The 24,921-nt window shown below is 68.2% G+C and carries 22 protein-coding genes; 16 read left to right on the top strand and 6 right to left on the bottom strand.

Features of this window, described 5'->3' with window-relative positions; translation table 11 throughout:
- Positions 1 to 45: 45 nt before the first annotated feature.
- Entirely contained in the window at positions 46 to 1,032 is a 987-nt protein-coding gene (gene dmeF, locus K4043_RS14730; RefSeq protein WP_265309753.1) for a CDF family Co(II)/Ni(II) efflux transporter DmeF, read from the bottom strand.
- Between the two features lie 52 nt (positions 1,033 to 1,084).
- On the opposite strand from dmeF, the gene K4043_RS14725 reads away from it, so the two are divergent.
- A complete protein-coding gene (locus K4043_RS14725) occupies positions 1,085 to 1,360 on the top strand; it encodes a metal-sensing transcriptional repressor (protein ID WP_123731326.1) in 276 nt (91 codons plus the stop codon).
- Positions 1,361 to 1,382: 22 nt separating this feature from the next.
- Here the strand turns inward: K4043_RS14725 and K4043_RS14720 are convergent, their stop codons facing one another.
- Entirely contained in the window at positions 1,383 to 1,754 is a 372-nt protein-coding gene (locus K4043_RS14720) for a MerC domain-containing protein (protein WP_121042376.1), read from the bottom strand.
- Between the two features lie 70 nt (positions 1,755 to 1,824).
- Between K4043_RS14720 and K4043_RS14715 the strand changes: the two genes are divergently transcribed.
- Positions 1,825 to 3,156 (top strand): CobW family GTP-binding protein, encoded by a 1,332-nt coding sequence (locus tag K4043_RS14715; protein WP_265309752.1) that lies wholly within the window; start codon positions 1,825 to 1,827, stop codon positions 3,154 to 3,156.
- Between the two features lie 9 nt (positions 3,157 to 3,165).
- Here K4043_RS14715 and K4043_RS14710 read toward each other — a convergent pair whose 3' ends face one another.
- On the bottom strand, positions 3,166 to 4,776 hold the full coding sequence (locus K4043_RS14710) for an ABC-F family ATP-binding cassette domain-containing protein (protein WP_265309751.1): 1,611 nt from the start codon (positions 4,774 to 4,776) through the stop codon (positions 3,166 to 3,168).
- Positions 4,777 to 4,951: 175 nt separating this feature from the next.
- Positions 4,952 to 5,854: a LysR family transcriptional regulator gene (locus K4043_RS14705; RefSeq protein WP_265309750.1), complete on the bottom strand. Its 903-nt coding sequence runs from the start codon at positions 5,852 to 5,854 to the stop codon at positions 4,952 to 4,954.
- Between the two features lie 309 nt (positions 5,855 to 6,163).
- Between K4043_RS14705 and K4043_RS14700 the strand changes: the two genes are divergently transcribed.
- Complete coding sequence (locus K4043_RS14700; RefSeq protein ID WP_265309749.1) at positions 6,164 to 7,366, top strand: MFS transporter; 1,203 nt, start codon at positions 6,164 to 6,166, stop codon at positions 7,364 to 7,366.
- Positions 7,367 to 7,445: 79 nt separating this feature from the next.
- The gene (locus K4043_RS14695) at positions 7,446 to 8,420 is read left to right on the top strand and encodes a polysaccharide deacetylase family protein (protein WP_265309748.1); all 975 of its coding nucleotides are present in this window, start codon (positions 7,446 to 7,448) and stop codon (positions 8,418 to 8,420) included.
- Positions 8,421 to 8,429: 9 nt separating this feature from the next.
- Here K4043_RS14695 and K4043_RS14690 read toward each other — a convergent pair whose 3' ends face one another.
- Positions 8,430 to 10,034, bottom strand: coding sequence for an EAL domain-containing protein (locus K4043_RS14690; protein WP_265309747.1), 1,605 nt, complete (start codon positions 10,032 to 10,034; stop codon positions 8,430 to 8,432).
- 298 nt (positions 10,035 to 10,332) lie between these two features.
- Here K4043_RS14690 and K4043_RS14685 point away from each other — a divergent pair, with 298 nt between their 5' ends.
- Together K4043_RS14685 and K4043_RS14680 are read left to right on the top strand one after the other, a co-directional pair.
- Positions 10,333 to 11,106 carry a lytic transglycosylase domain-containing protein gene (locus tag K4043_RS14685; protein WP_123731317.1) on the top strand — a complete coding sequence of 258 codons (774 nt, stop codon included), beginning with the start codon at positions 10,333 to 10,335 and terminating at the stop codon, positions 11,104 to 11,106.
- Between the two features lie 154 nt (positions 11,107 to 11,260).
- Positions 11,261 to 13,345, top strand: coding sequence for an SMP-30/gluconolactonase/LRE family protein (locus tag K4043_RS14680; protein WP_265309746.1), 2,085 nt, complete (start codon positions 11,261 to 11,263; stop codon positions 13,343 to 13,345).
- Positions 13,346 to 13,351: 6 nt separating this feature from the next.
- Here K4043_RS14680 and K4043_RS14675 read toward each other — a convergent pair whose 3' ends face one another.
- Positions 13,352 to 13,726 (bottom strand): YciI family protein, encoded by a 375-nt coding sequence (locus K4043_RS14675; RefSeq protein WP_265309745.1) that lies wholly within the window; start codon positions 13,724 to 13,726, stop codon positions 13,352 to 13,354.
- A gap of 188 nt (positions 13,727 to 13,914) precedes the next feature.
- On the opposite strand from K4043_RS14675, the gene K4043_RS14670 reads away from it, so the two are divergent.
- The 10 genes from K4043_RS14670 (at position 13,915) to K4043_RS14625 (ending at position 24,906) form a co-directional block, all read left to right on the top strand.
- Complete coding sequence (locus tag K4043_RS14670) at positions 13,915 to 14,334, top strand: YciI family protein (RefSeq protein WP_265309744.1); 420 nt, start codon at positions 13,915 to 13,917, stop codon at positions 14,332 to 14,334.
- Between the two features lie 26 nt (positions 14,335 to 14,360).
- Positions 14,361 to 14,783, top strand: coding sequence for a VOC family protein (locus tag K4043_RS14665; RefSeq protein ID WP_265309743.1), 423 nt, complete (start codon positions 14,361 to 14,363; stop codon positions 14,781 to 14,783).
- Between the two features lie 71 nt (positions 14,784 to 14,854).
- Positions 14,855 to 16,117 carry a sigma-70 family RNA polymerase sigma factor gene (locus K4043_RS14660; RefSeq protein ID WP_123731393.1) on the top strand — a complete coding sequence of 421 codons (1,263 nt, stop codon included), beginning with the start codon at positions 14,855 to 14,857 and terminating at the stop codon, positions 16,115 to 16,117.
- A 133-nt stretch (positions 16,118 to 16,250) separates the two neighbouring features.
- On the top strand, positions 16,251 to 17,408 hold the full coding sequence (locus K4043_RS14655) for a hypothetical protein (RefSeq protein ID WP_321160151.1): 1,158 nt from the start codon (positions 16,251 to 16,253) through the stop codon (positions 17,406 to 17,408).
- Positions 17,399 to 18,499: a hypothetical protein gene (locus K4043_RS14650; protein ID WP_123731311.1), complete on the top strand. Its 1,101-nt coding sequence runs from the start codon at positions 17,399 to 17,401 to the stop codon at positions 18,497 to 18,499. Before K4043_RS14655 ends, K4043_RS14650 begins: the two co-directional genes overlap by 10 nt.
- 64 nt (positions 18,500 to 18,563) lie before the next feature.
- Entirely contained in the window at positions 18,564 to 19,232 is a 669-nt protein-coding gene (locus tag K4043_RS14645) for a hypothetical protein (RefSeq protein WP_265309741.1), read from the top strand.
- Positions 19,233 to 19,248: 16 nt separating this feature from the next.
- Positions 19,249 to 20,901 (top strand): CsgG/HfaB family protein, encoded by a 1,653-nt coding sequence (locus tag K4043_RS14640; protein ID WP_265309740.1) that lies wholly within the window; start codon positions 19,249 to 19,251, stop codon positions 20,899 to 20,901.
- An 88-nt stretch (positions 20,902 to 20,989) separates the two neighbouring features.
- The gene (locus K4043_RS14635) at positions 20,990 to 22,639 is read left to right on the top strand and encodes a M28 family metallopeptidase (protein WP_265309739.1); all 1,650 of its coding nucleotides are present in this window, start codon (positions 20,990 to 20,992) and stop codon (positions 22,637 to 22,639) included.
- Positions 22,640 to 22,883: 244 nt separating this feature from the next.
- The gene (locus K4043_RS14630; RefSeq protein ID WP_265309738.1) at positions 22,884 to 24,143 is read left to right on the top strand and encodes a histidine kinase; all 1,260 of its coding nucleotides are present in this window, start codon (positions 22,884 to 22,886) and stop codon (positions 24,141 to 24,143) included.
- The gene (locus K4043_RS14625; protein ID WP_123731306.1) at positions 24,133 to 24,906 is read left to right on the top strand and encodes a LytTR family DNA-binding domain-containing protein; all 774 of its coding nucleotides are present in this window, start codon (positions 24,133 to 24,135) and stop codon (positions 24,904 to 24,906) included. Before K4043_RS14630 ends, K4043_RS14625 begins: the two co-directional genes overlap by 11 nt.
- The last annotated feature ends 15 nt before the right edge of the window (positions 24,907 to 24,921 follow it).

Below are 24,921 nucleotides of genomic sequence, written 5' to 3'. Positions count from 1 at the left end.
GAGGCACGGCTGCCGACCTGGCCACTCCGTGCGATGGTGCGTCGATCAAGCAGGCAGCGCCGCATCCAGCCGGTGCACTTCCACCGTGACGTGCACCAGCTCTTCATGCACAGAGAGCGCCTCGCGGATCTGATCAGCATTGAGTGGATCAGCGCTCACCAGGCTGGCCACGACCGCGTACTTGCTGCGGCCAACCTGCCACACGTGCAGGTCGGACAGCTGCGCCGACCACGGGCCCTGTTCGATCACCTCGCGTACCTCCGCCACCACCGGTGCGTCCATCTGCGCATCCAGCAACACGCGGCTGGTGTCGCGCAGCAGGCCGATCGCCCAGACGGTGACCAGTACTGCGCCCACCAGGCCCATCACCGGGTCCAGCCACGCTGCCCCCCAGACCTTGCCGCCGATCAGCGCGGCGATCGCGAGCACCGAGGTGGCGGCGTCGGCGATGACGTGCAGGTAGGCCGAGCGCAGGTTGAGGTCCTGGGTGCCATGCGCGCCGTGACCGCTCTGCTCATGCGCGTGGTGGTGCCCATGCCCATGGTGGTGGCCATGCGGGTGATGCCCGTGGTCATGGTGGTCGCGCAGCCACCATGCGCACAGCAGATTGACCGCCAGCCCGACCACCGCGATCGCAATGGCCTCGTTGTAGTGGATGGCACTGGGCACGAACAGCCGCTGCCCGGACTGCACGGCCATCAGCAGCGCGACGCCGAGCAGGGCAATGGCACTGGTGTAACCGGCCAGGATCTCGACCTTCCAGGTGCCGAAGGTGAAACGATGGTCGTGTGCATGGCGGCGTGCGAAACCGTACGCGAACACAGACAGCCCCAGCGCCAGTGCGTGCGAGCTCATGTGCCAGCCGTCGGCGAGCACGGCCATGGAGTTGAACCACCACCCGCCAATGATCTCCACGATCATCATCGCCGTGGTCAGCCAGAGCGCGCGCTGCGTGCTGCGTTCGGCCAGAGGATTGCCATCGTCGAAGCGATGGGTGTGGCGGCGGGCGTCGGCGGCAGCGTTGAGGATCATGGGGCAATCCAGCCATTGGACTATACCCCCATAGGGTATATGCTCCGACCCCATGTCGCACGTTCAACATCACCGCAAACCCTTGCTCGCCCGGGTCCGCCGCATGGCGGGCCAGGTCGCCGCACTCGAAGCCTCCCTGCAGTCGGCCGAGGCCGATTGCACCGATGTCCTGATGCAGGCCTCGGCCGTGCGCGGGGCGGCACACGCACTGTTGATGGCGCTGCTCGATGAGCACCTGCAGGAGCACGTGGTCGGCCCGGACGATCCGGTCGAGCGCGCGGCCGAGGCCCAGGTGCTGGTCAAGCTGCTGCGCGCCTACGGCAAGTAGGCGACGCAGCGCTCGCCCCGGCTCAGTGCCGGTGCCGCCGCCAGGCGTTCCACACATGCGTGCTGGCCAACAGCAGGCTGCCGACCACGGTCATCGGGGTTTCGGCCTCGTGGCTCGGCCAGCCCATGGCGCCGGCCAGCAGCAACAGCAGCCCGACCAACGCGGCGGCCATCGCGAGCACGGGCAGGCGGTGCTGGCGGTGCGCGCGCCACAGCGCGAAGCCGGTCACCGGCGCGGCAATCGCCACGAACAGGGCATGCACCCACTCGGCCTCGGCCCACACGCCCATCAGCGGGAGCATCGCCGCGAGCAGCGGCAGGGCCAGGCAGTGCAGCAGGCATAGGCCGGACAGCGCAATGGCGCCGGCGTCCAACAGGGCAGAGGATCGCTTCATGGGGCGTGGGGGTCTTGGTCTGTGAATGTTATATAGTAACATTTCAACTCCTCTCCAGACCTGCTCCGCCATGACTGCCTCTGCTGCCCTTCATGATTCCCGTCTGCCGGTAACGGTGCTGTCCGGCTTCCTCGGTGCCGGCAAGACCACCCTGCTCAATCAGCTGCTGCGCAACCGCGAGGGCCGCCGGGTGGCGGTGATCGTCAATGACATGAGCGAGATCAATGTCGACGCGCAGCTGGTCCGTGATGGCGGCGCGGCGCTGAGCCGCACCGACGAGACGCTGGTGGAGTTCAGCAACGGCTGCATCTGCTGCACGCTGCGCGATGACCTGCTGCACGAGGTGCGCCGGCTTGCGGCGGCGGGGCGCTATGACTATCTGTTGATCGAATCGACCGGGATCGCCGAGCCGATGCCGGTCGCGGCGACCTTCTCGGTGCGCGATGAGGCCGGCTTCAGCCTCAGCGACATCGCACGGCTGGATACGCTGGTGACGGTGGTCGATGGCGCGCAGTTCCTGCTGGACTTCGGCTCCAGCGATCGGCTGATCGATCGTGGCCAGCAGGCCGGTGAGGATGACGACCGTGGCGTGGTGAATCTGCTTGCCGAGCAGATCGAGTTCGCCAATGTGATAGTGGTGAGCAAGTGCGATCTGATCGATGACGACACGCTGCAGTCCACGCTGGCCGTGCTGCGCGCGATGAACCGCGATGCGCGGCTGGTGCTGTCCGAACACGGCAACGTGCCACTGCACGAGGTGCTTGATACCGGCCGCTACGACTTCGTCAAAGCCCAGCTGGCACCAGGCTGGATGCAGGCGCTGCGCGGGCAGCACACGCCGGAGACCGAGGAATACGGCATCACCAGTTTCGTCTACCGCTCGCGCCGGCCGTTCCATCCGCAACGCTTTGCGCGCTTGCTGGAGACCGGGCTGGGCAGCGTGATCCGCAGCAAGGGCTTCTTCTGGCTGGCCAACCGCATGGACTCGGTGGGCGAGCTCTCCAGTGTCGGTGCGGCCACGCAGACCTCGGTCGCGGGGGTCTGGTACGCCTCGCGCGAGCGCATGGAGGCGGGCCTGGAGAACACCGTGCCCGAGCTGCCGCCCACGCGCGTGCCCTACACGGATATCGGCTGGGCCCGCCAGCAGGCGGCGTGCTGGACCGCGCCGCTGCCCACCGTGGATCAGGTCGGCGATGCGGGCGAGTACCAGGCGATGCGCAGGCTGTGGCATCCCTGGTGGGGCGACCGCCGCCAGGAGCTGGCGGTGATCGGCGTGGCGATGGACGAGCACGCGGTGCGTGCCGAGCTGGATGCCTGCCTGCTCAATGATGAGGAACTCCGCGCTGGGCCGCTGTTGTGGCAGTTGCTGCCGGATGCGTTCCCGGCGTGGGCGCGCGCCTAGCCGAACGCTTTACACCGGCGTCAGCTGCCAGCCCTGATCAGATGCGCGCAGGGTATGGCTCAAGCCAACCGCCTCCAGCAGCGCGTCATCGTGCGAGACGATCATCAGCGTGCCGCGGTACTGGCTGAGCATCTGCTCCAGCGCGGTCAGCGAGGGCAGGTCGAGGTGATTGCCGGGTTCGTCGAGCAGCAGCAGCTGCGGCGGCGTCTGTGCGTACAGCACGGACGCCAGCGCCGCCTTCAGGCGTTCGCCACCGCTGAGCGTGGCCAACGGCCGCAGGCTGCGCTCGGCACCCAGGCCGAGCAGGGCCAACTGGGTGCGCAGCGTGCCTTCGTCGGCGACCGGATGCGCGCGTTGCAGCAGTGACAGGGCCGAGGCGTCATCGGGCAGCATCGTGAGCGATTGATCGAGCAGGGCGACGCTGGCCGCCACCTCGACGTGCCCCGACACCGGCACCAACGTGCCGGCCAGCAGCCGCAGCAGTGTGGATTTTCCGCTGCCGTTGCGGCCCTGCACGCCGATCCGCTGGCCGCGCTGCACGGTGAGATCCAGCGTGTTCCAGGGCGCCTGCACCCACGGCAGTTCGGCGGCGATGAGCTCGGCCACGCGCTGCGGCCCGGGCTGTTGGATCACCGGGGCGAGCAGGGCGATCTCGATGTCCTGCTCCACCTCGCCGGCAGCCTCGCGCACGCGCGCATCCAGTTCGGTACGACGCTCGTTCTGCTGTGCCTGCCAGCGGCCGGCAGTGTGCTCGCTGCGGTTCTTCATGCCACCGAGCAGGATCGGTGCCTGGTTGGCGGTGCGTGCATCGCGTGTAGCGCGCGCTTGCCGATGCGCCATCTTCTCGCGCTGATCGCGCAGCTCGGTCTGCTGCTGGCGACGCTCGCGCTTGCGCAGGGCCAGCTCGGCCTGGGCACTGCGCCGCTCGTCGTGTTTCTGATCGGCGTAGAGATCGTAGTTGCCGCCGTACTGGCGCAGCCCGCTTGGCGACAGTTCGACGATGCGCGTCATGTGCCGCAGCAGCGTGCGGTCGTGGCTGATCACGATCAGGCCGCCGCGCCAGCGCTGCAGCGCCTCGATCAGGCGCGTGCGGTGGGCGGCGTCGAGGTGGTTGCTGGGTTCATCCAGGATCAGCCCCTCGGCACCGGACAGGAACGCACCGGCCAGCGCGACCTGCATCGCCTGGCCACCACTGAGCGTGGCCGCCGGCCGTAGCGGATCCAGCGCGGGCAGCCCTAGCAGCTGCCATTGGGCCTGCAACTGCTCGCGGAGGTCCCAGCGCTCACCCACGCGGGTGAAGTCGTCCGGATCCACGCTGCCGGCCTCGATACGGTGCAGGGCGTCGAGCACCGTGCCGACGCCGGCCAGATCGGCGATACGGCCGGCGGGCACGCCGCTGTGCTGCGTGAGCAGGTGCACCGGCCCGCTGCGCAGGACGCGGCCGGCGGTGGGCGTGAGATCGCCACTGAGCAGGTGCGCGAGCAGGCTTTTGCCCACGCCGTTGCGCCCGACCAGGCCGGTCGGGGTGCCGTCGAAGGCGGCGGACAGTTCGGAAAACAGGACCCGGCCGTCGGGCAGGGTATGCGTCACGCGGTCGAGCGTGAGAGCGAATGCGGTCATGCGACCTCCATTGGATGCCAAAGACTCCCCTCCTGCGGAACAGGTGGGTGGAGACGGGCCGTCAGACGACGGCGGCATCAATGGCGCATGTAGGCCTACCTCGGCAACAAAGGCGGCTGGCTGCCGCGCGGCCAGTATAAAACCGCCCGCCGGCAGGGCGATGAACGCCGCCTGCTCAGCAGCTGACGCCGGTCAGCCGGGCGCTGATGAAATCGATGAAGACCCGCAGCTTGGGCAGCACATGGCGGCCGGAGGGCCACAGCAGGTAGAAGGTGCCGCAGGCATGGATACGGTCGGCCATCACCCGCTGCAGGCGGCCGTCGGCCAGTGCCTCGCGCACCGAGTGCTCGGGGATGTAGGCGATGCCGCGCCCGGCCAGCGCGAAGGCCAGCCGCGCTTCGATCGTGTTGCTGACCATCGACACCGGCAGTGCCAGCGGCGCTGCGCCCGGCGTCTGCGGCAGCGGCCACGGCTCCAGCTTGCCGCTGCTGGGGAAGCGGTAGTGCAGGCAGTCGTGGTGCAGCAGGTCCTCGGGCACGCGAGGCGTACCGCGGCGGGCCAGGTAATCCGGGGAGGCGACCAGGTAGCGCGGAAACACGCCGAGCTGTCGGGCGCTGAGGCGCGAGTCGGTCGGCGCGCTGACCCGCAGCACGGCGTCGAAGCCTTCCTCGATCACATCCACCAGCCGGTCATCGAAATCCAGCTCCAGGCGGATGCCGGGATACGCCGCCATGAACTCGGTGAGCAGCGGCAGCGAGATGTCGCCGACTAGCGGCAGGCTGACCCGCAGCACCCCCGTGGGCGCCTCGGTCTGCTGGACCAGCTCGTCACGGGCGGCGTCACGCTCATCCAGGATGCGCCGGCATCGGACCAGGAAGCGCTCGCCTTCGGCGGTGAGGGTGACGCTGCGGGTGCTGCGATGGAACAGCCGCACGCCGAGGGCCTGCTCCAGCCGCGATACCGTCTTGCCGGCCGCCGAGGCGGAGATGCCGAGCATGCGGCCGGTCTCGACGAAGCTGCGGGTGTCGGCGACCTGCACGAAGGTCTGCAGGTTGCCAAGGTTGTCCAGGGCTGACATGGGCACTTGCACGGGGAAGAGAGCGGTCACTGTAGCGGCCGGCAACGCGTGCGGGGGCTGGGAGGGATGCCCAGGGCCGCAACGCTGCGATGCGGGGGCGGCAGGTTCTGGTTCCAGACCTTGCGGGACAGGCATTCGAGCGATTGCGGCCACGCAGCTCCGGAATGTGCGGAGCGTCACCCCGCTGTTTCGACGGCGGCCCAACGCCTACGGTGGCGCTCCCCCTTCCCCTGGTGCCCCGATGTCTGCCCTCACTGACCTTCGCGATCTCTACTCCAACTGCGCTACGGCACCAACGCAGGCGCGCCCATGAGCGGGCACGCGGTCGATTCCAACGCCGTCCCCCTGCCCAACGCCGCCAGCCGGTTGCCCCTCGGCGGGCTGCTCGCCCTGGCCTGCGCAGGCTTCATCACCATCCTCACCGAGGCATTGCCAGCCGGCCTGCTGTCGCCGATGAGCGCCGATCTCGGCGTCAGCCGTGCGCTGGTCGGGCAGTTGGTGACGATCTACGCGCTGGGCTCGCTGGTCGCCGCATTGCCGATGACCGCACTGACCCGGCGCTGGCCACGCCGCCCGTTGATGCTCACCGCGATCGCCGGCTTCGTGGTGGTCAACACCATCACCGCGATGACGCACCACTATGGGCTGATGCTGGTCGCGCGCTTCTGCGCGGGCATCAGCGCTGGCCTGCTGTGGTCGCTGGTGGCCGGCTATGCCAGCCGCATGGTGGTGCCGCAGCTGCAGGGCCGCGCGATCGCCGTGGCGATGGTCGGCACGCCGCTGGCACTGTCGTTGGGCATCCCGGCCGGTACGTTGCTCGGCCAGACCATCGGCTGGCGCTGGGCATTCGGATTGATGTCGCTGCTCAGTGTCAGCCTGCTGGTGTGGGCGCGGCTGGCGCTGCCCCCGCTGCCGGCCCCGGGCGCGGCGGCGCAGCAACCGCTGGTCAGCGTGCTGCGCCTGCGCGGCATGCGGACCGCACTGCTGACGATGTTCCTGTACGTGCTGGCGCACAACGTCCTGTACACCTACATCGAACCGTTCGCGGCGCTGTCCGGCGCGGCGGTGTGGCTGGATCGTCTTCTGCTGGTGTTCGGCGTGGCCGCGCTGGTCGGCATCTGGATCACCGGCCTGCTGGTGGACCGCTGGCTGCGCGCGCTGGTGATCGCCAGCACGGTGGCCTTCGCACTCTCGGCAGTGGCGTTCGGCCTGTGGCCGGGCTCGCCGTGGGTGCTGGTGATCGGCACGGTGGTCTGGGGAATCTCCTTCGGTGGCGTCCCCACGCTGTTCCAGACTGCCGTGGCGCGTCGTGCCGACGAGGCCGGGGACATCGCGCAGTCGTTCGTGGTGACCGGCTGGAATCTGGCCATCGCGCTGGCGGGCATCGTCGGCGGCGTGATGCTGGAAACCGTCGGTGAACGCTGGCTGCCAGCGGTCCTGCTGGTGCTGCTGCTGGCCACGTTGATGGTGGTGCTGCGCCAGCCGCGTGCCTGGGCGCCGATCACGCACTGAGCCCAGCCGCCGCACCCGGCAAGGTGGAGCGCGATACCCGGCGCTATGCTGGGGCCGGGTATCGCGACGGGAGCAGCGGGTGCGCAAGGGATTCTTTCGATGGGGTGTGCTGGCACTGCTGTGCCTGGCCGGTATCGCGCACGCGGCCGAGCCGGAGCGGCGTATCGCGCTGACCATCGACGACCTGCCCTGGCAGCGTCTGGACGAACGCGCAGAGCCCGCGCTTGCCGCCCGCCATGCACAGTTGATCGCAGCGCTGAAGCGGGCCGACGTGCCGGTGGTGGGCTTCGTCAACGAGGTCAAACTCGAGGTGGATGGACGGGTGCAACCCGCGCGCGTGCAGATGCTGCGCGACTGGCGCGATGCCGGGTTCGAGCTGGGTAACCACACGTTCGGCCATGTCGATCTGCACGCGATCGGGCTGGCTGCGTATGAGCAGGACATCCTGCGCGGTGAGATGACGCTGCGCCCGTTGCTGGCCGAGACCGGGCAGGCACCGCGCTGGTTCCGGCATCCCTATCTGCGTGCCGGGCAATCCCCGGAAGAACGTGCCGCGCTGGGCGTGTTCCTGCAACAGCACGGCTACCGGATCGCGCCGGTCACCGTCGACAACAGCGAGTGGATCTGGGCGTTCGCCTACGACCGGGTGCGCGATACCGAGGCCGATCCGGTCGCGCGTGAGGCCCGCCTGCGCCAGCTGCGCCGCGGCTACGTGCCGTACATGCTCAACAAGCTGGACTATTACGAGCAGCAGGGGCAGCAGCTGCTGGGCCGGTTGCCTGCACAGGTGTGGTTGATCCACGCCAATGCGCTCAGCGCGGACTGCGTGGAAGAGCTGGTCGCCGCCACGCGCCGGCGCGGCTATCGCTTCATCCCGCTGGAGGCGGCACTGCAGGATCCGGCCTACCAGCATGCCGATGGCTACAACGGCGCCGGGGGCATCAGCTGGATCCAACGCTGGGCGATGGCCGAGGGCAGACCGAAGGCTTTCTACGCTGGCGAGCCGCAGGTACCGGCGTGGGTAATGACGCTGGCGGGGATGGAGGCCGAATAGGCAGTCGGCTCAGCCGGGCTCGTCGTTGCCGGGTTTCTGCATGTCTTCCGGCGCCTGTCCGTACTGCTGCTTGCGTTGCTGGTGGAAGGCCACGAACTCGTCCGGCGGCAGTGCCCTGGAGAACAGCCAGCCCTGCCCGAACTCCACCTGGCGCGCCTGCAGGTAGGCCAATTGCGCGGGCGTTTCCACGCCTTCGGCCACGGTGAACAGCCCCAGCGTCTTGGCCATGTCGATGATGTGCGAGGTGACCGGGCTGGTGGCGCTGTCGGTCCCGATCGCATCGATGAACGACTTGTCGATCTTCAGCGCATCCAGCGGCAGTTGCTGGAGGTACTGCAGGCTGGAATAGCCGACACCGAAGTCGTCGATCGCCACGCAGTGCCCCATCCGCCGTGCATTGGCCAGGCTGGTACGCGCCCGGCGGATATCGATGAAACCGCGCTCGGTCGCCTCCAGCCAGATCTGCTGGGGATGGATGCCGGTGCCCTGCAGTTTGGCGCTCAGAACCTTCAGCGCCCGTCCGCTGCTGACATCCTCGGCGGCCAGATTGATCGCGATGTGCGCGCTGCGGTCCTGCACCAGCAACGCGCGCATGTCCGCGATCACGTGGTCGATGACCTGGTCGGTCAGCGCCTCGATCAGCCCCGCCTCCTCGGCGAGCGGGATGAACAGATCCGGCCGCACCAGGCTGCCGTCGGGACGACGCCAGCGCACCAGCGATTCGGCGCCCACGCAGATGCCGGTATCCAGCTCGATGATTGGCTGGTAGTGCATGAAGAACTCCCGCCTGCGGACGGCCGTGGCCAGTTCGCCGCGCAGCGACAGCCGCCGTCGCGACAGCCACACCACGCCACCGATCGCGGCCAGCGCGCCCAGCACCCCCAGCGGAATGAACTGCCCAATCTGGTGGCGGAATGCGGCGACCAGATCGGTGCGTGGGGCGGTGGCGATGGCCAGCCATTCCTGGTCCTGCGCGGTGGCATACAGCGTCTGCCCTTCGATACCGCTGGCCGGATCGCGCAGCAGCCGCTGCAGCAGGGCCTGGTCCTGGATGTCCTGCTGGGCGATCAGCCGTCCGTCGGGGCTGGCGACGGCCAGCCGCACGTTGGGATCGACGATGACATCGATCAACCGCGCCGGGTCCATCAGGATGTCGTAGTGGCCGTAGCTCAGGGCCATCAAGGGCTGCTGCGGCGTGCCGGCGAGCGGACGGATGTCCAGGGTGATGCCGGCGCCCTCGGCGGTGACATAGGCCGGTGGGGGCTGCACGACGCCCGGGTCCATCGGCCCCCACGAGGTGCAGGCCAGTCGGCCGTTCTCGAAGTACCCGATCTGCTCGGCCGAGTGGGTGCGCATCACCAGCCCGCGCATGAGCTGCAGGTGCTCGGGCGAGCAGGGCACCAGGGTGCTGCGATTGAGTTCGCGCAGGGTGTTCAACGCGCCCTCGTAGGCGCGGTGCGCGCGCTGCAGGGTGCGCTCGGCGGTGGTCTGCAGCCGCACCTGTTCGAACTCGCTGGCCCGGCTCCAGGTGAAATAGAACACAGTGGCGATCGGCACGAGGGCGCCGAGCAGGGCCAGCAGGATGGTGACGGCAATGATCCGGGCGCGGTTCAAGCAGATCTCGATGCCTCGTCGAAAGGGGGGTCCATGGCAGCCCGGCGGGCCAGGGCAGTCGCGGCCCCGAGCCGCTATATGACCATCAGTGCGCGGGGATTGAAACCAGGGCTTTGGGATGCCGCTGGGCCAGGCGGCGTGGCCGACGACAGAGCACGGACGAAACCGGCTGTTTCCGTCACCCGTCCCTGCCGCCGGACACCTCGGTCGCGCGGGTGATCAGCCCGGTATTCACCTTCGGTTCGCGCCTTCGGCCGGATGATCGCGCCGCACCCTTCCGTGCCCCGATCCGAGCCTGATGAATCCGACCTTGCCTGCCGCGTTGGCCCTGGTGTCGTTGCTGCTGCCTGGCCTGGCATCGGCGCGCACGGTCTATCGCTGCGTGCAGAGCAACACCGTCAGCCTGGCCACGGCGCCAGAGCCGGGCTCGAAATGCACCCCGCAGCAGATCGACGACAACGCGGTGCAGACCCCCAACCTGTGGGGCAACATGGGCATCTTCAGCGGCACCCTGTACGAACGTGAGCAGGACGGTGCACTGGTCTACTCCACCCGCAACCTGCCGGGCTCGCGGGTGTTCCTGAAGTTCACCGTGGCCACGCCCCCGGGTGAGCCGGCGCACGAAGGGCTGGGCAAGGTCGGCACGCCGCAGTTGAACCGGCACGCCAAGCAGTTCAAGGCGGCAGCCAAGGCCACCGGTGTGGACGATGCCTGGCTGCGCGCGATCGCCCATGCCGAGAGCAATTTCGATGCCGGTGCGATCTCGCCCAAGGGTGCGCAGGGCGTGATGCAGCTGATGCCCGATACCGCGACCGAATACGGCGTGGCCGATCCGCTCTCGGCCGAGCAGTCGATCAGTGGCGGTGCGCGTTACATGAAGGCGCTGCTGCGGCGCTACAAAGGCGACCGCGTACTGGCTGCGGCCGCGTACAACGCCGGGATCGGTGCGGTGACGCGCTACAAGGGCGTGCCCCCGTATGCCGAGACGCTGGCCTATGTGGAAAAGGTCAGCGCGTTGTACGTGCGCTACCGCGAAGCGATGGGGTTCAAGGTGGAGACGCCGGCGAAATAGGGGCGGTGCTTCAGGCGGTACATCCTTCCTTGGCGTCAGCCCCGATTGGAACCGGAACGTGGCGTCCACACAAGGCGCTGTGGTCATGCAGGGTTTGCAGGCACGCCACGAGCCGCTAAGGTCGGGTCCCCAACAGCAGCAGGCAAGGACAGCGATGACGCGCGGACGATGGGCAATGGTGGTGCTGATAGCAGCGCTGATGGCGGCGGCCTTGTCATGGACCTTCCTGCGCGAACCGGCCGCGCCCGCGCCGCCGCCGGGCCCGGTGGCGACCGTGCTCGGCTGGACGCCGCAGTTCAGCGTGCTGGCCGGCGACGGTGTCGGTGGCAGCACGGAAGGTCCTGCCGCCCAGGCGCGCTTCGCCGATCCGTACGGCCTGGCCGTGGACGCGCACGGCGTGGTCTACATCGCCGATGCCGGCGACAACAACCGTATCCGCCGCGTCCACCCTGACGGCCGCGTGGACACGCTGGCCGGGCACGGCGAGGGCTGGCGCGATGGCGCTGCCCTGCAGGCGCAGTTCAATACACCGTCCGGCATCGCGTTGGATGTAGCCGGCAACGTCTACGTCGCCGACACCGGCAACCATGTGATCCGTCGCATCGCGGTGGACGGCACCGTGAGCACGCTGGCCGGTGATGGCCAGCGGGGCTTCGTCGATGGGCCGGCCGCGCAGGCGCGCTTCGATGGGCCGATGGGCGTGGCCGTGGACGCCGACGGCCGCGTGTACGTGGCCGATACCTACAACGACCGCATCCGCGTCATCGAGACCGATGGGCGGGTGCATACCGTCGCCGGTGGCGAGCGCCCAGGGCTGATGGAGGGCAGCGGCGCGTCCACCCGCCTGGATACGCCGGTGGCGCTGGCGTTGGATCCGCAGGGCAACCTGCTGATCGCCGACCTGTTCAACAACGCGATCCGCCAGCTTGCGCCGGATGGCACGCTGAGCACCCGCGTGGCCGATGGCGGCCTGCTCAGTGGTCCGCTGTCGTTGGCGGTGACCCACGACGGGGTGATCTATGCCAGCGACATCAACGGCAAGGTGGTACAGATCTCGGCGCAGGGTCATCAGCTGGCCTTGGCCGGCGTACCGCCGCAGCCGCGCTTCGCCCGGCCGACCGCACTGGCACTGGATGCCGAGGGCGGGCTGTACCTGGCCGATGCTGCGTCCTACCGGGTGCACCGGCTGCGTGCGCTGGCGGCAGGAGCGACCGCACCGCCGGCGCAGATCGGCCCGGCGCCGGACGCGCCGCTGCCGCAGACCGCCGGCCGTTGGCCGCTGGCCCCGCAGGACGGCTGGCATGAAGTGGTCGGTACGTTGGGTGAGGTGCGCGGCGACTTCAAGGGTGAGAGTCGCCACCACCTGCACGGTGGCTTCGACATCCGCGGCGATGTCGGCCAGCCGGTGCTGGCGATTGCCGACGGCAAGGTGGATACGCCGTTCGCGGCGTGGTCGGTCGGCGGCCAGGCCGAAGGCCTCTCGCTGGGCCGGCTCAAGTACATCCACATGAAGGTTGGCCGTGACCCGCGCGATCGTCCGTTCGATCCGCGCTGGCAGCAGGTGTTCGGTGAGGAGGGCAAGCTCGAGCGCATCCGCGTGCGTCGCGGCACCCGTTTCGCCGCCGGTGAAGCGCTGGGCAGCATCAACCGCATGGCGCATGTGCACCTGAGCGTGGGCGCCAGCGGCTTCGAGCGCAATGCGGTGGCGCTGGGCTTCACCGGCTATGCCGACACCTTCGCGCCGCGCATCACCGAGGTCGCCGTGCTTGACGATCTGGACCAGCCGATCAAGGCCGGTGCCGATGGCCGCGTTGCGATCCCCCGGCAGGGTCCTGGCGTGCAGATCGTGGTGGAGGCGTGGGACCAGGTGGATCGCAATCTGCCACGGCGCCGGCTGGGGCTGTACCAGGTCGGCTATCAGGTGCTGGATGGCCAGGGCCAGCCGCTGGCCGGCTACGAGCAGCCGCGCTTCAACATCGTGTTCAACCGGATGCCGCGCGAAGACAGCGCCACCCGGGTGGCCTACGCACCGGACAGTGGCATCACCGTGCATGGCAGTGCGGTCACACGGTTCCGCTACCTGGTCACCAACACCGTGCGCGATGGGCTGGTCGAGACCGGGCGCTGGCAGCCCGATGCGTTGCCAGCCGGCGACTACATCCTGCGTGGCAGTGCGCGCGACTACAGCGGCAACGAAGCGATCGGGCCGCGCGATCTGAAGATCACGCTGCTGCCCTGAGCAGGATCAGGCGCCGACGCGCACGCGCTCGGCGTCCATGTCGGCCAGCGGGCGCACCTCGATGCTGCCGAAACGCGACCACGGGAACTGCTGGGCGATGCGCATCGCCTCGGCGTGGTCCGGCGCGTTGATCAGATTGAAGCCGGCAAGCAGTTCGTGGGTCTCGGCGAACGGGCCATCGGTAATCCGGGCCTGACCCTGGCGCACGCGCAGCGTGCGCGCGCTGTCGACCGGCTCCAGCTTCTGCGCAAGCACCAGCGTGCCCTCGGCCTGCAACCGGTCGGCGTGCTGCAGGCAGTCGTGCATCAGGCGGTCGTACGCGTCGGCGGGCAGGGTCTGCAGCAGACCCTCGTCAATGTAGATCAGCAGAAGAAATTGCATGGCCGGACCGGGGTGGGCGGGGGAATCGGCATGATGCCCCAGCCCGCGCCCGCGGCGTGTTGCAACGCCGCAGCGGTGCCCTGTTCAGCGATGGAAGAAAGATCGGTCGGACCTGTCGATTTCCGCCCCGCTGGCACGTTGTATCCAGTGAACGGCCCGGGTTACGGGCTGGCACACAGGAGCATCCCGTGAAAGTCATGGTACTGGTCAAGGCAACCGCGGCCACCGAGGCCGGTCAACTGCCGAGCGAGCAGGAGATCCGCGCCATGGGCGCCTACAACGCGCAGCTGGTCCAGGCCGGGATCATGCTGGCCGGCGAGGGCCTGCACCCGACCTCGCGCGCCCGACGGGTGGCGTTCGGCAGCGAAGCACCGCGGGTCATCGACGGCCCGTTCGCTGACACCCGCGAGCTCGTCTGCGGGTTCTGGCTCTGGCAGGTGCGCTCGCTGGACGAGGCCACCGAATGGCTCAAGCGCGCCCCGTTCGCGCCGGGCGATGTGGTCGAACTGCGCCCGATCCTCAGCGCTGAGGATTTCGGCGAGGCCTTCACCCCTGAATTGCAGGCGCAGGAACAGCGTCTGCGCGAGCAGATTGGCAGCACCGACTGATCCCCCCGCATCCCTGGAGCATTCCCATGAAACTGATTCCGTTCCTTGGCTTCAACGGCAAGACCCATGAGGCCATGGCCTTCTACGCACAGGTGCTCGGCGGCAAGGTCACCTCGGAGATGAAGTATCGCGATATGCCACCGATGGAGAGCCAGGAGGGCTGTGGCGAGATGCCGCCGGAAACACTGGACCACGTCGCGCACAGCCAGCTGGAGGTGGGGTCGGCGGTCCTGATGGCGGCCGATGGCCCATCTTCCGAGGGGCAGGGCGGCACCACGATCAATATCGAGGTCGACTCGATCGACGAAGCCGAGCGCGTGTTCAAGGCGCTGGCCGAAGGGGGTGAGATCAAGATGCCGATCACCGAAACCTTCTGGGCCCATCGCTGGGGCTTTCTGATCGACCGCTACGGCAAGCCATGGATGGTCAACTGCATGAAGCAGCCCTGAGCCCGGACGGGCGCGATGGCACCCCGCCGCGCCGCTTGTACCCGCGTCGCGCCGGTGGTCTGATCAGCCGCATGGACACGGCACTGACGCAACGACTGGAGACGATCTGGCGCATGGAGTCGCCAGTGTTGACCGCTCGCCTGACCCGCTTGCTTGGCGGCGATGTCGGCCGTGCCGAAGAGCTGGTCCAGGACACCTGGCTGGCCGCGCTGGAGCGCTGGCCCAGCCAGGGTGTGCCGGACAATCCCGGAGCGTGGCTGATGACCACTGCGCGCAACCGCGCCATCGATGTGCTGCGCCAGCACCAGCGCGTGGCCGGCCAGCATGCGCAGTACGGCAGCGAGCTGGAGCCGCTGCCATTGCCAGCGCCGGACGACAGCGACGCGCTGGAAGACGATATCGGCGATGACCTGCTGCGGTTGATGTTCGTCGCCTGCCATCCGGTACTGGCTGCCGATGCGCGCGTGGCATTGACGCTGCGGCTGCTCGGCGGGCTGACCACGGAGGAGATCGCGCGCGCCTTCCTCGCCCCCGAGCCGACCATCGCCCAGCGCATCGTTCGCGCCAAGCGCACGCTGGCGCAGAAGCAGGTGCCGTTCGACGTGCCGCGCCAGGCGGCGCTGCCAGAGCGGTTGGCCTCGGTGCTGGAGGTGGTCTACCTGATCTTCAATGAAGGCTATGCGGCGAGTGCAGGCGATGACTGGATGCGCCCGGCGTTGTGCGATGAAGCGCTGCGGCTGGGCCGCGTGCTGGCCAGCCGGCTGCCGACCTGGCCGCAGGTGCAGGGCCTGCTCGCGTTGATGGAACTGCAGGCATCGCGCACCGCCGCGCGGACGGATGCGACCGGCACACCGATCCTGCTGCCGGACCAGGACCGGACGCGCTGGGACTGGCTGCAGATCGCCCGTGGGCAGTCGGCCCTGCAGCAGGCGGTGGCGCTGGGAGGAAGCGACGATCCGTATGTAGTGCAGGCGGCCATCGCCGAGTGCCATGCGCGCGCGCGTCGCGCCGAAGAGACCGACTGGGCACGGATGGCGGCGCTGTACGCGCGGCTTGCGCAGGTGCAGCCCTCGCCAGTGGTGGAGCTCAATCGTGCCGTTGCCGTGTCGCGGGCGCAGGGCGCGGCGGCGGCGTGGCCGCTGGTCGAGCAGCTCAATGCCGATGCACGTCTGCGCGACTATGCTCCGCTGGCCGCAGTGCAGGGCGATCTGCTGGTCCAGCTCGGCCGTGTTGCCGATGCGCGGGCGGCATTCGAGCGGGCGGCGGCGCTGACCGCAAATGGCCCCGAACGTGCGCTGTTGTTGGCCCGCGCGGGTGCGCTGTCGCAAGGCTGATGCAATCTCATCTTGTCGGTCTGCATGGTTGCGGCTATCGTTGCGCCCTTCACAAGCATGACTGGGGCTGACCCCCGGTCAGCAACCACAGGGACAAAGGCTGATGCCGTCAGGGAAGAAACCGCCACGCGCGATGCGCGCGTGGATGCTGCTGTGCGTGTTCCTCATCACCCCGTTCGCGCATGCGGCCGACAAGGCACAGCAGGCGTACTGGGCTGGCTTCGCCTATACCGGCGAGCAGGCTGCCCGCAGCAAGGTTGCGCCGCATAGCACCCGGGTCATCGACCAACGCGGCGCCGAGGCATTGAACCAGCAGCTCTCCAGTGCCCTGCGCCGCCAGCCGCCCGCCCACCTGCAGCTGATCAGCGACCAGCTTGCCAAGCTGGATGGCACCACCAGCGCCACCGTGCTCGCCGCGGCGCTGGACCGTGAACTGGTCTCGGTCGAACCGATCGGCGACCAGTACAAGGTGCTGGTGGAGGTGGCACTGCAGGCGCTGTTCTTCGATTTCCGCGAACGCCAGGTCATCGCCTCCTACCCGGTAACGCTGCAGCGTATCGACCTGCAGGACGACCGCCCGTCCGAAGGGGATATCGACGCGATCATCGCCGATCTGCTCTACGGCACCGCCGCCACCGCACTGCCGCAGGTGCTCGCACAGACCCTGGCCAACGCGCAGCTTCCCAACGCCTCGATGCGGCGGCTGCAGGTGGGTGGGGTGGCCTTGTCCGACGCAGCCCGGGCCAAGCTGCCCGACCCTGCGATGGAAGCCACGCTGCGTGCCACGCTGGCCCATGAGCTGTCCAAGACGCTGTCATCCAACACTGGCATCGGCTTGCTGCCGCCGGCTACCGGCGAGGCGATCGGCGGTGCGATGGCCGCGCGCTTTGCCGACGGCAAGGTGTATCAGCTCAAGATTCCCGAACCCGATTACGTGGTCACGCTGACCCTCGACGCGATGAAGAGCGGCGTCGTCAATGAAACCGCGGCCATGAAGACGATGCTGTTCGGCGCGTTCTTCCAGGTGAAGGTGACCGAGCCCTTCTCCGGCAAGGTGTATTTCGACCAGTCCCTGCGCAAGGGCGCCACCAAAGTGGTGCCGGTCACGCAGTGGCGGGTGGACCAGTGGTCGGCCAACTACGAAACCGTGTTGGCCGGCTTTGATGCTTTCGCTGGCGCTGCTGCCAAACGGGCCGATTCGCGCGCCTGGCTGGATGAGCAGAAGCCGGGCGGACGCCCCCTGCAACAACAGATCCAGGCCCTCCAGGAGTTGATCAAGTCATGTCGCTGATTCGTGCTGTACTGCTGATTCTCATTGCACTGATGGTCACCGCGCCGGTCGCGGCGCAGACCGCCAGTTCCCGCGGCATGGGCTCGGCCAGCTATGGTCTGCGCCTGAGTGCCGATACCCGTGCGCAGGCGCTGAACAAGGCCAAGGTCAACGCGCTGGAGGCCTACATCGCCGAATCCGGCGCAGCCAAGCTGCGCCTGTTCGAGTCGCGCCGCCCGGAGTTCATCGGCGAGATCGACCGCTTCGTGCTCTCCACCGTGACCCTGTCGGAGAACGAGGACAAGAAGGCCAAGACCTACACGATCAGCGTCCGCGCCGAGATCAACACCACGCTGCTGCAGACCAAGCTGGATGCCGGCTCTGCCGTGGCCGGCGCACGCAGCAATGAGCGCTCGCTGCTGACCTTCCTGTTCATGGCGCGCTCGCAGGACACCGTGCAGTCGTTCCAGGACAAGGAATACCGCCGCGTGGACGCCAGCCGCAGCTACGACGAGAACACCCGCGAAGGCGATTCGTTCCGCGGCAACTCGGTCAGCACCAACGGCAGCGTCAACCAGAACGCCTCGGTGTCGGTGACCAGCGGCGGCAGCACCACCGCGCGCAGCGACACCATCAGCTGGAAGGTCGCCAACGCCGCCGAGGTCAACACCGCGATGACCGGCGCCTTCAGCAGCGCCGGCTATGAAGTGGTTGAAGCTGAGTACGTGGAAGGCGAAAGCCGCGGCCTGCTCAGCATCGAACGCATCCGCAAGGACTTCAGCACCGGCAATGATCTGTCCGCTGCGACCCTGCGCGATACCGCCAACGGGATCCGTGCTGCGAACATTCCGTACATCGCCGTGGGCACGCTCGACATCGGCATGCGCGATCGCGATCCGGCTTCGGGCAATACCCGCGTGTACGTCACGGTGACCGGCAAAGTGCTGGACGTGACCGGCCGCTTCCCGCGCACCGTTTCTTCGGTCGGCCCGGTGCAGTACGCCGGCCTGGGCCCGAACGAAACCGTCGCCCGTACCAATGCGCTGCGCGAAGCCGCCGAACAGGCCGCGCAGCAGATGATCAACGAGCTGAACGTCAAAGCCGTTCGCTGACGCCGTGCGGCGCATTACGGTGCGCCGCCACACAGACACTCTTCCCCTCCTCAGGACTATTCCCATGATCCGTACCACCGTCATCGCACTGGCCATCGCCGCTTCCTTCGCCGCCCCGGCGCACGCCCAGCTGGGCAAGCTGAAGGGCCTCGTCGGCGGCGCGACCGCTACCGAAGCCAGCGCCGCCGGCGCCCCGGATGAAGCCGCGCAGGACGCCCTGGTCCGTCGTTTCGTCGCCTCGCAGTCGCATTCGCTGGCTGCCCAGACCTCCTTCGCCAAGGCCTTTGGCCTGGCCGAACAGGTGCAGCTGCTGGAAGCCGAGCGCCAGGCGCTGTCCTCCGGCGCAGTGGACGTGAGCAAGATGAAGAAGTCGGTCTCGGTCAGCGAAGCCGCCCAGGCTGCCATCGATGAGCGCGTTGCCGCACAGCCCGAACTCAGCGCCGAATCCAAGCAGTACTACACCGACGGCCTGGTCTCGCTGCTCGCCTCCGCTGCCGAAGGCCAGAAGCTGAGCGGCGAAGCCAACAACTTCGCCAGCGGCATGAAGAACCTGGGTCCCGCGCAGCTGGCCACTGTCGGCCGCAAGCTGGTCGCCGGTGCGTGGGTCGCCAAGGAATCGCCGGGCTACCTGAAGGGCCTGTACGACACCTCCAAGTCGGCGATGACCTTCGCCCGCGCCAGCAAGATCAAGGTGCCGGGCAACGCCGATTCGATGCTCGACGGCCTGAACTGATCCGGGACGGCCACGCATGCAGATCTCCACACGCCTGCTGAGCTTGGCCATCGCCGCCACCCTGCTTGCCGCCTGCGGCAAGCGGGAGGCGCCGGTGGACGAGCCCGCCAGCAAGTCCGAATCGAAAATGGCCGCGACCGCACCGGCCGATGCCGAGCCCTTGCGCGGTTCCCCCGATTTCGGTGGCACCACCCAGGTCGCGCGTGAAGCCGACGGTATCGGCAGCACGCCGGAACTTGCTGTCCTGGCGGCCCTGCAGTCGGCCGTGGCGCAGGTCAACGGCGTCCGCGTCGCCAGCCAGATGCAGACGCTGCGCGCCGGTCTGGATGTCGATGTCGACGGTCACCACGTCGGCAGCATCGACGCCACCGCCTTCGCCCAGCAGGCGATCGCCGCCTCGCAGGGCGCCGTACTCGGCTACGAGATTCTTTCGCAGGAAGAAATCAGCCAGCTCGACGAGGAAGTGATCGAGCGGGTGCGTGCCAGCGATGCCGGGTTCTCATATTCCGCGTCAGCGTCGGCCAGTGGCTCGGCACAGGCCCAGGCCGAAGCGAGCGGGCAGGGCGGTTCGGCATCGGCCAGCGTCAAGGAAAGCTACAAGGAAAACGCGAAGGTCGATGCCAAGCGGGGGGCGAGTTCGTATGAATCCGACGTCAGTCACCGCCGCCTGCGCAGCTATTGGAAGGTGCGTATCCGCGCCGATATCGCCAAGTACCGCGCGCCGGACGAGCAGGGCCGACCCAAGATCGTCGTCGCGCTGCCGCACGTGCGTTCGGGTACCTATGCCGTCGGCGATGGCCGGGTAAGCAGCGAGGAAGTGGCCCGTGCGATCCGCGCGCGCTTGTCCGACACGCTGACCCAGACCAAACGCTTCATCGTGCTGGACCGCGAGTTCGGTGACGAGATGCAGGCCGAGATCGATCACATCAATAGCGGCAACGTGCGCCTGCAGGACACCACACGCCTTGGCCAGCAGTTGGCGACAGATCTGATCCTGATCCCGAGCATCGAGCGTTTCGAGTACCCGCGCAGCGTGCGTCAGCTGCGCATGTCCGACCGCCAGGTGAGTTCGTACTCCGGCGGCGGCCGCATCACCCTGCGGTTGATCAACGCGGCCACCGGTGAAGTAGTGATGTCCGACAGCTTCGATCACCAGCTGGCGTCGACCGGCCCGAGCACGCTGCCGCGCGTGGTGGACGGCAAGGGCATGGCGGCCACCATGATGGATTCGCTGTCCGGCCAGATCGGGACCGCGATCATCACCGAGATCTTCCCGGTGTCGGTGGTGTCGATGCGTGGCGACCAAGTGGTGCTGAGCCAGGGCGGCGAATCGCTGCAGGTGGGTCAGCGCTGGCAGGCGGTGATGCTCGGCGAGGCCCTGAAGGACCCGCAGACCGGTCGCTCGCTGGGGCGCAATGAGACCCCGTGCTGCACGATCCGCATCGATCGCGTGGCTGCGCAGACCTCCTACGGCACCATCGAAGCAGGCGCGGATCTGGCGGGGGCAGGTTTCCGTCCGGGCGCCATTGAACTGCGCAGGCAGGCCGGTGCGGCCAAGCCGGCGGCCCCCGCCGCAGCAGCATCGGGCGACAGCAAGGCACCGGCCCGTGCGGCCAGGCCGGCCGCAGCCGCCAAGCCGGCGGCGCCGGCAGAAGATCCGAACTGGTGATGGACGGCGCCGGGCCTCGCCCGGCGCCTCTCCAGGGGCGGCATCGCCTACACTCGGGAACTTGGTTTGGTCCCGTGTGGAGAGAGCGATGAAGCGAGTAGTCCTGAGCGTGCTGGCCCTGTCGGTGTCCGGCGCCCTGATGGCGGCAACGCCCAAATTCGATGGCGCGCGGATCTCCGCCGATGTCAAGGAACTGGCCTCCGATGCCTATGAAGGCCGCTCGCCGGCCACGGCCGGTGAAGAAAAAACCGTTGCCTTCCTGAGCAAGCAGTTCGCAGCGGCCGGCCTGCAGCCGGGCGGCGACCTCAAGGACGGCAAGCGCCTGTGGACCCAGGCCGTCCCGCTGCTCAAAGGCGATATCGTCGGCAGCCCGAGCCTGTCGCTGAGCAGCAAGGGCACGCCGCAGACGCTGAGCCAGGGCAAGGAAATCGCCGTGCGCGCCGCCATGAACGGTGCCAGCGAAGTAGATATCAAGAACGCGCCGCTGGTCTTCCTTGGCTACGGCGTCAAGGCCGGTGAGCGCAACTGGGACGATTTCAAGGGCGTGGACCTGAAGGGCAAGATCGCGGTCGTGCTGATCAACGATCCGGACTTCGAGACCGGCCAGGGCGATTTCGACGGCAAGGGCATGACCTACTACGGCCGTTGGACCTACAAGTACGAAGAAGGCGCGCGCCAGGGCGCCCTCGGTGTGCTGATCGTGCACGAGACCGCACCGGCCTCGTATGGCTGGGCCACCGTAGCGGGTTCCAACACCAACACCATGTTCGACGTGGTCCGCGACAATCCGGCCGAAGCGCATCCGCTGCTGGAAGGCTGGATCCAGCGCGATCTGGCGGTGGAACTGTTCGAGCGCTCGGGCCTGGATTTCGAGGCGCTCAAGAAGCAGGCGCAGACCCGTGACTTCACGCCGGTCGAGCTGAAGGGCGAGACCTTCTCGGCCAAGTACGCGGTCAAGACCGAGGTGATCACCTCGCACAACGTGGCCGCGCGCCTGGAAGGCAGCAAGCATCCGGACGAGACCGTGATCTACAGCGCGCACTGGGATCACATCGGCGTCGGCAAGCCGGACGCGAACGGTGACACCATCTTCAACGGCGCGCTGGACAACGCCAGTGGCACCGCCTCGCTGGTCGAGCTGGCCCGCGGTTTCGCCAAGGCCAAGCGTCCGGAACGTTCGGTGCTGTTCCTGGCGGTGACCGCCGAGGAAAAGGGGCTGCTGGGCTCGGAGTACTACGCCAGCCACCCGCTGTACCCGCTGGGCAAGACCGTGGCGCTGATCAACATGGACGGCATGGCGCCCTTCAGCCCGTCGCGTGACTTCGGCATCTACGGCTCGGCCAAGCTGGAACTGCTGGACCAGCTCAAGGACGTCGCCAAGGGCTGGGACATCCGCTACACCCCGGATCCCAAGCCGGAAGCCGGCCTGTTCTTCCGCTCCGATCACTTCCCGTTCGCCAAGCGCGGCGTGCCGGCGGTGTCGTACTCGGCGGGCCAGGACTGGGTGGAGGGTGGCGTCGCGGCCGGCAAGGCGGCCTCCGATGACTACACCGCCAAGCGTTATCACCAGCAGGGCGACGAGTGGCAGCCGGACTGGACCTTCGCCGGTGCCTCGCGCGATCTGGAAGTGCTGTACACGCTGGGCAACCAGCTGGCCAACTCGCGTGCCTGGCCGAACTGGAGCGACGACTCCCAGTTCCGCGCCCCGCGCGATGCCAGCGCCGCCGAGCGGAAATAAGACCGCGTCCGGCCGGCACGCCGGCCGGACCCCGCTGTAGAGCCACGCCACGCGTGGCTTCGCGGTCCCGAACCCGCTGTAGAGCCACGCCATGCGTGGCTTCGCGGTCCCGGAACGAAAACCAGCCACCCATGGGGTGGCTCTACACCGCTTCGTCCCACCATTCCCCGCCTTCGTCGCATGCCGCTTGTTCCCGCTGGCGGCAGGGCTATGCTCGCCTCACTCCCTATGTGATGACGCCGCCGTGTTCGCCAGCCTCTCCCTGATCTTCCGCATTCTGTTGGCCTGGGCCGCCGCCATCGTGGTGGCGGGGTTCGTCTGGAGTGGCTTCTTCCACGGCATGGACGAAGGTCCGGGCTGGGTGTTCGGCTTGCTGGCCCTGTTCGTGATGGTGACCGCCCTGGGCAGCTGCATTGCCCATATCCGCCGGGTCCAACACGCCGCCGGGCGGCTGGACGCGGCCACCCTGTCCAGCCGCCAGCGTCGGCAGATCGAGGTGCCGATGGATGCCGGCCCCGCCTTCGCCTTGGTCGAAGCCGCCATCGCCGAGCTGCCGCGGGTGGAAGACATCGAAAGCGCACCCGGCAGCCTGCAGGTGCGGGCCTACGTGCGCCGCGTGGATCCCTACAACGGCCGCCCACCGTCCCGCTGGAACCTGCCTGCGCGGCTGGCGATCAAGCGCAACAGCGTGCTCGCCACGGTCACGCCGGGGCAGGGCACCTGCAGTGTAACGCTGCTGTTCGAGCCCGATGCCGGCGTATGGGCCGATCTGCTGGCCGTCGACGAAGGCAGCAACCATGAGAACGCCGAAGCGGTCGGCCGCGCGATCACCCGCCGCGTGGCCGAGCAGCGCCGCGATGAGCAGGCCGCCGCCGAGCAGACCGCGACCGAGAAGGAACTGTCGGTGGCCAAGCTCAACCTGCTGCATGCCCAGGTCGAGCCGCACTTCCTCTACAACACGCTGGCCAACGCGCAGGTGCTGACCCGCACCGATCCGCCGCGCGCGGACCAGATGCTGGGGCACCTGATCCAGTACCTGCGCAGCTCGCTGCCCAGCGTGGACGAATCGATGTCCACCCTGGGGGTGGAGCTGGAACGCACCCAGGCGTACCTGGAAATTCTCAAGATCCGCATGGGCGCGCGCCTGGCCCTGCAGGTGGATGTGCCGCCGGCACTGACCAGCGTGCCGCTGCCCTCGATGGCCCTGCAGACCCTGGTCGAGAATGCGATCAAGCACGGGCTGGAACCCAAGCCGGGCGGTGGCACGGTATGGATCATCGCGCGCGCCTTCGACGATCATGTCACCCTCACCGTGGCCGATGATGGCCTCGGCTTCGGTCAGGGTACCAGTGGCACCGGCATCGGCTTGAAGAACCTGCGCGAGCGGCTGCGCCTGACCTGCGGTGAGCGCGCCGGCGTGGCCATCGTGTCCAATTTCCCCAGCGGCGTGGCAGCGACCATCACCCTGCCGCGCGACGCCCGCGAGGCGATCCATGCAGCTTGATGCCCTCATTGCCGAAGACGAAGACCTGCTCCGCCAGTCGCTGGTGACCCAGCTGCAGCGGTTGTGGCCGGAGCTGCGGCTGGTGGCCGAATGCGAGGATGGCGCCAGTGCGCTGGAGCGCCTGGCCGAGCTGAAGCCGGACCTGGCCCTGCTCGACATCCGCATGCCGGGCATCACCGGCATCGAGGTGGCCCGCGCGCTGCCCGAGATCAGCCCGCGCACCCAGGTGGTGTTCGTCACCGCCTACGACCAGTACGCCATCGATGCCTTCGAACAGGGCGCGATCGACTACCTGCTCAAGCCGGTCAGCGATGATCGCCTGCTGGCCACGCGCGAGCGGATCCTGGCCCGCATGCAGCTGGGCCGACCGGACAGCGGGATGCTCGAGCAGCTGCTGCAGCGCCTCGGCAATCAGCCGGCCGCCGCATCGAGCGCGCCGCCACTGGCCTGGATCACCGCCAGCAACGGACGCGACACGCAGCTGATCATGCTCGAAGACGTGATCTACTTCCGTGCCGACAGCAAATACACCACGGTGGTCACCGAACAGGGCGAAAGCCTGCTGCGCACCTCGCTGCGCGAGCTGCTCGACGCACTCGATCCACAACGGTTCCGCCAGATCCACCGCTCCACCATCGTGAACATGAAGGCGGTCGCCGCGGTCACCCGCGATGACACCGGCCGCGGCCAGCTGCGATTGAAGCATCGCGCCGAAGTGCTCAACGTCAGTCAGCCCTTCATGAGTCTGTTCCGCGGGATGTAACGCGCCTTCTCTTTC

The organism is Stenotrophomonas sp. SRS1 (genome assembly GCF_026130205.1).
GTDB classification, from domain to species: Bacteria; Pseudomonadota; Gammaproteobacteria; order Xanthomonadales; family Xanthomonadaceae; genus Stenotrophomonas; species Stenotrophomonas rhizophila_B.
This window is presented reverse-complemented; position numbering and strand designations above follow the sequence as displayed.